Source organism: Candidatus Melainabacteria bacterium RIFOXYA2_FULL_32_9, assembly GCA_001784615.1.
Taxonomy (GTDB): Bacteria; Cyanobacteriota; Vampirovibrionia; order Gastranaerophilales; family UBA9579; genus UBA9579.
The window spans coordinates 1-5,127 of the sequence record MFRQ01000163.1; the positions used below are offsets into that span (position 1 = coordinate 1).

A 5,127-nucleotide genomic window follows, 5' to 3' on the forward strand; every position below is an offset into this window, starting at 1 on the left:
CATAAATTATTTGAGCAAATACCGCCAATGTTTCCCCCATAATCAATTAAGATTCTTCTAGTAGCCTGATCTAGATCTGCGTATGCTTTTTTAAAAGCAGCTTTATATTGTGCTGTCTGAACATCCTGTATAATAGCAGGAATTGTTAATGCAGCTACTATTCCTACTATAGTAAGAGTAACCAGCATCTCTGCAAGTGTAAAACCTCTTAAATAAATTTTATTTAGCATATTCTTTCTTTTTAAATGTAAAATTAATATAAATTATTGGTAATGGTAAAAATTAAAGTGATAAATTTTTTCAGAGCCATAATCCAGCTAATCGTCGCACTGTCATTGCGAGCACCGTAGGTGCGCGGCAATCCAAAAGAAGATGGTAATAATATTATTTGGATTGCTTCGTCACTTCATTGCATTTCGTTCCTCGCAATGACACTAGGAAAATTTGATTTCTGAATATGTTCTATATCACTTTGTTTTATACCACTACCAAATTATTATACTAGTTTTTTTATATTTATTTAAACTCTTAATATTATAGAGACCATTATTTAATCAACCAGCTTGAATAATAGCAGTTGCCATAATGACAACGGTCATGTGTCTCAATTATGTCATCATTAGCGATGAGCTTCATAGGTTTACATGGATAGGAAGCCCCTTCTCCACAAGGATGAAAAATAAACCTATCTCGACCAAATTTATTTGGGCCATTGTGTCCATTGGTATCTACAAGAATTTCACCTGCACAGCCAGTAACACAGGCTTTAGCCCAGGCCATTCCTGAAGAATCTATAAATATTATCGAGTCATCTTGCAGAGGTAAGCTATTATAATAGGTATCGCCAGCTACCCAACATTCACTTGCATTATCAACACATTCTTTAATTACATTAAATTGAGATTTAAAGGTATTAAAATTAGCAGTATGTGATGCCTCATCCCACCAATCATTTAATGTAGCTATTTTTTTCTTATTGTATGCTATTAACCATGCTTGTTGAGCTGTAGAATAGGCTTTCCTATAAGATTTTTTCCAGGTATTTTCTCTGACATCATGAAAAAGAGCAGGGGCTGTCATAACAGCAATTACACCTACTATGACAAGTGAAATCAATATCTCTGTAAGAGAAAATCCTTTTTTAATTTGCTTTAGCAAGTCATTTTTCTCCATAATTGTTTGCATAATATACAGCTTAGTCTTCATTTGCCAGCCAGGAGGTATAATAGCAATTACCATATTCACAAGAATCATCTGCAATGGTTACATCGTCAGGAACATCTAATAATGCAGGCTTGCAAGGGTAGTCAACTCCATCTCTACAATAAGGTCTAAAAATAAATCTATCTCGACCGAATTTATTTGGCTCACTAAATCCATTTGTATCAACCAGGATTTCTCCTGCACAGCCTGCATCTGTACAACATCTAATCCATGCCATTCCTGCGGAATCAATAAATCCCATAGACCCAGGGCCCTCTCCTTCTTCTACTGGCAGATCAAAAAATGTATCACCATCAATATTCCAACATTCACCAGCATCATCAGCACAATCTTTAATTACATTAAATTGAGATTTAAAAATATTAAAATTAGTGTTATGTGCAGTACCATCCCACCAATTAGTTGTAATAATTATTTTTTTCTTAGTAATTGCGGTCATCCAGGCTTGTGTGGCTGCAGAATAGGCTTTTTTATAAGATGATTTCCAGATAGTTTCTCGAACATTTTGAATAAGAGCAGGAGCTGTAAGAGCAGCAATTACTCCTATAATCGTAAGAGAAATTAAGATTTCTGCAGTTGAAAATCCTTTTTTAATTCGCCTTAGCAAGTCTTTTCTCTCCATATTATCTAAATAATAATATACAATATCAATATACTAATTATAAAGCATAATTAACTCGAAATGCTAAATAATTATTTAGTTAATATGTCATGCTGAAGCGCCAAAAGTGACTATTAGTAATATTCTTGTCAGCATCTTACCAGTTTACATCTTTAGTATTAATAGCTAGCGGGATAGATCCTGAACATACACGATTAATATTATAATTTCAATGTTTCCTGCTTCAGGATGACACAAGGTATTATTGGAAGGATTGAGGACTTATGACAGTACCAAGTACTTCAGGATGACAATGTTAGAACACAGAATTGGTAAACATTTCAGCTAATTATATTCTGGTGAATTTTTTAATGGGCTGCCCTTTTTCCTGCATTCTCTGAACTTTCTCATTTAATTTTGCTATTTTTCTTTTATATTTATCGGTGTCTTTACCTTCTGTGTTTGCAAGATTGATATAGGCAGTATAATGCTCAATTGCATTGAAGTAATATTTTTCTTTTTCAAATGTTTTTGCCAGTAACAATTGCGCTTCAGCAAGATATGGATTTAATGAGATAGAATCCCTGAATGCTTCTATTGCTGCAGCTCTTTGTCTTGTATTATAGAAGCCTTTTGCAACATTCATTTTGGCTACTGCCAGTTCTTCATTTCTTTGGATTCTTTCAAGTGCTCTCATAGCCTTTAAATTTCCAGAATCCATTGATAATATCTTATTAAATGTTTCCTTAGCAACAGGATATTGCCTATTTGTAATAAAGATTTCTCCAAGGTTCATAAGGTCTTTAATACTACTAACTTGATACATAGCCTGCTTGAATTCATTATTAGCGTCAGTATATTTCTTATATGTGAGGTAGGCTTCGCCTTTGATAATGTGGTCAATTGGTTTATTTGCAGGATTTTCTACAATTTTGCTTAAGTATGCTTCTGCTTGTGAATCCTGATTTGTTAGACGTGAAACTCTTAATAAAGCTAGATATAATTGAATATCATCCGGATTGAATTGTATAGCCTGTTTAATAGCACTTTCTGCGTCTACATATTCAGATTCTGATATCATGCCAGCTGTTGAGCTCGCTTCTTGTGCTTTCATATAATAAGATTTAGCCAGACCTTTTAATGCTACCTGTGAGTAATTTCTATTTCCAAGTACTTCTCTATAATATCTTATTGCTTGCTCGGGTTTTCCAAGGGTTAATGATATTTCAGCAACTTTTAATTTACCCTCTAAAAAATCAGGATTAGTAGATAAAGCACTTCTTAACTCAGAAATTGCTAATTCATAATCGCCTCTATCCTGATAAATGTTAGCCAGTCTTAAGTATGGATACGAGTATTCAGGCTTAATTAAGCAAGATTTCTTGTATTCCACAATAGCAGCTGCCTCATTACCCTGTAGTTGATAAGCTTTACCGAGCATATCATGAACTGGTGCACTATTAGGACTAAGATATAAGGCTGTTTGCAGGTAATTAATTGCTTTACTGTATTCACCTTTTGAAATTAAGGCTTCACCTAAGTGATAATACGCTGAAGCATTTTTTGTGCTTGATTCAATAGCACTCTTAAATTTATCAATTGCAGGATCTACCTGATTTTTAACATATAAAGTAGTTCCAAGGTTTTCCAGGGCTTCAGAATATTTTGGTTCGTATTCCAATGCTTTTCTGTAATACTGCTCTGCTTCATCAATTTTACCCATCTCTTGCAGTATTTTGCCGGCATTATTATATGCCTTATAGAAGTCAGGCTGTAGTTTAATTGCTGCTTCAAATTCTTTTAATGCGCCTTTATAGTATTTATCTAAATTTTTTCTTATTTCCATATTTGAAGAACTGGTTTTTCTATAATATATGAGGCCTAATCCATTGCGTGCTGCAGCGTTATTAGGATCTTTTTCCAGCACTTTTATGAACTCTGAGTGAGCAGCACCCAATTTATATTGTGCAGAATAAATACTACCCAAATTTATTCTGGTTTTATGGTCATTAGGATTAGCTTTTAGAGTCTCAAGGCATCTTAATCTAGCTTCTTCATACTTTTGTTGATTAATAAGGTCATCAATCTCAGTCTGGTATCTGGCCACTTTTGCTGTATATACATTGTTTCTAACTGCAATTTCATTATTTTCAAAATTTTGCTTGTTTAAATCTTGATATTCCTTATTGTTAACAAGATTTTTGATGTTCTGTGTTTTAGTACCATTATTAGCCTGATTAATTTTGTTATCTAAACCTTGTATCTGGGCAAATGTGTTTAAGTTTGAAGTTCCCAAAACTGTTAACGATAATGCAGCTGCGCATAATATCATTGTTTTGGTGTTTTTCATATGTATAACTCCTTTTGCTTTCAGTAAATTTTTAAACTTGCCGTATATTAAGCTATTATCTGAGTAAAATTTTAAATAAAGTGCTTTGCCCTTTATTTACCTTTAGGGTGGCAGGCGTGGGTTTTTGAGAATTTTAGCTAAAATTAATTGGAAATTCAAATTTGTTAGGTTTTTGCATACTAAATAAGATTAATTGTATAATTTTTATAGTTAAATGTAAAACCCCTTGGAAATTGTATCTATAATAAAAAATCAGGTACTTAGTGGAGTGTGAACTTGCAGAGTTTAAGCGTTTCAATAAAAAAATCATCGTTAGAGATTCTTGAAGATTTTAAACTTTATTTAGAGGTAGAGAGAAACTTGTCCAGTCATACAGTTAAGGCTTATTACACTGATCTTCTGGATTTTTTAGCTTGGGCAGGGAATAATGATCCTCAAATTTTAAATCATAAAAATATACGTTCGTATTTAGCAGAGATGCAGACAAAAAAATATACCAGGACTACAGTATCAAGAAAAATTGCTGCTATTAGGACTTTTTATAGATATTTATATAGAGAAAGATTAATCAATGCTAACCCTGCAGATAATATAAAAAGTCCAAGAAAAATTAAAAGTTTACCTAAATTTCTTTCTAAAAGCGAAGTTAACACTATATTAGACGCTTTTGATCTAAATTCGCCATCAGGATTTAGGGATAGGACTATTCTGGAGCTTCTATATGTTTCCGGCATGAGGATTTCAGAACTATGTAATCTTAACTTTGGAAATTTAAATCTAGAAGGAAACGAGATTACAGTTTTTGGAAAAGGTGGAAAAGAACGTATAGTATTGATTAATAATAATGCAAAAAAGTTTTTAAATGAGTATATCTCTAAAATAAGACCACAATTTAATAAAGATAATATTTTGGAAAATTCCCCGATTTTTTTGAATAATACAGGCTTCAGGC

The 5,127-nt window shown here is 32.7% G+C and carries 4 protein-coding genes and 1 pseudogene (1 of these 5 only partly in view); 1 reads left to right on the forward strand and 4 read right to left on the reverse strand.

The annotated features are described in order from the left end of the window. From A2255_03950 to A2255_03965, 4 genes and pseudogenes are all read right to left on the reverse strand, one after another. A pseudogene (locus A2255_03950) lies at positions 1 to 230 on the reverse strand (hypothetical protein). A gap of 316 nt (positions 231 to 546) precedes the next feature. Beyond that, positions 547 to 1,239, reverse strand: a complete 693-nt coding sequence (locus A2255_03955) for a hypothetical protein (GenBank protein OGI16875.1) — start codon at positions 1,237 to 1,239, stop codon at positions 547 to 549. Continuing rightward, complete coding sequence (locus A2255_03960) at positions 1,196 to 1,831, reverse strand: hypothetical protein (GenBank protein ID OGI16876.1); 636 nt, start codon at positions 1,829 to 1,831, stop codon at positions 1,196 to 1,198. The genes A2255_03955 and A2255_03960 overlap by 44 nt, the downstream gene beginning before the upstream one ends. Before the next feature lie 343 nt (positions 1,832 to 2,174). Beyond that, the gene (locus A2255_03965; GenBank protein ID OGI16877.1) at positions 2,175 to 4,175 is read right to left on the reverse strand and encodes a hypothetical protein; all 2,001 of its coding nucleotides are present in this window, start codon (positions 4,173 to 4,175) and stop codon (positions 2,175 to 2,177) included. A gap of 297 nt (positions 4,176 to 4,472) precedes the next feature. Here A2255_03965 and A2255_03970 point away from each other — a divergent pair, with 297 nt between their 5' ends. Then, positions 4,473 to 5,127: the 5' portion of a site-specific tyrosine recombinase XerD gene (locus tag A2255_03970; protein OGI16894.1), read on the forward strand. Its footprint extends 275 nt past the window's final position; the window shows 655 of its 930 coding nt (coding positions 1-655); the start codon lies at positions 4,473 to 4,475; its stop codon lies off the right edge, out of view.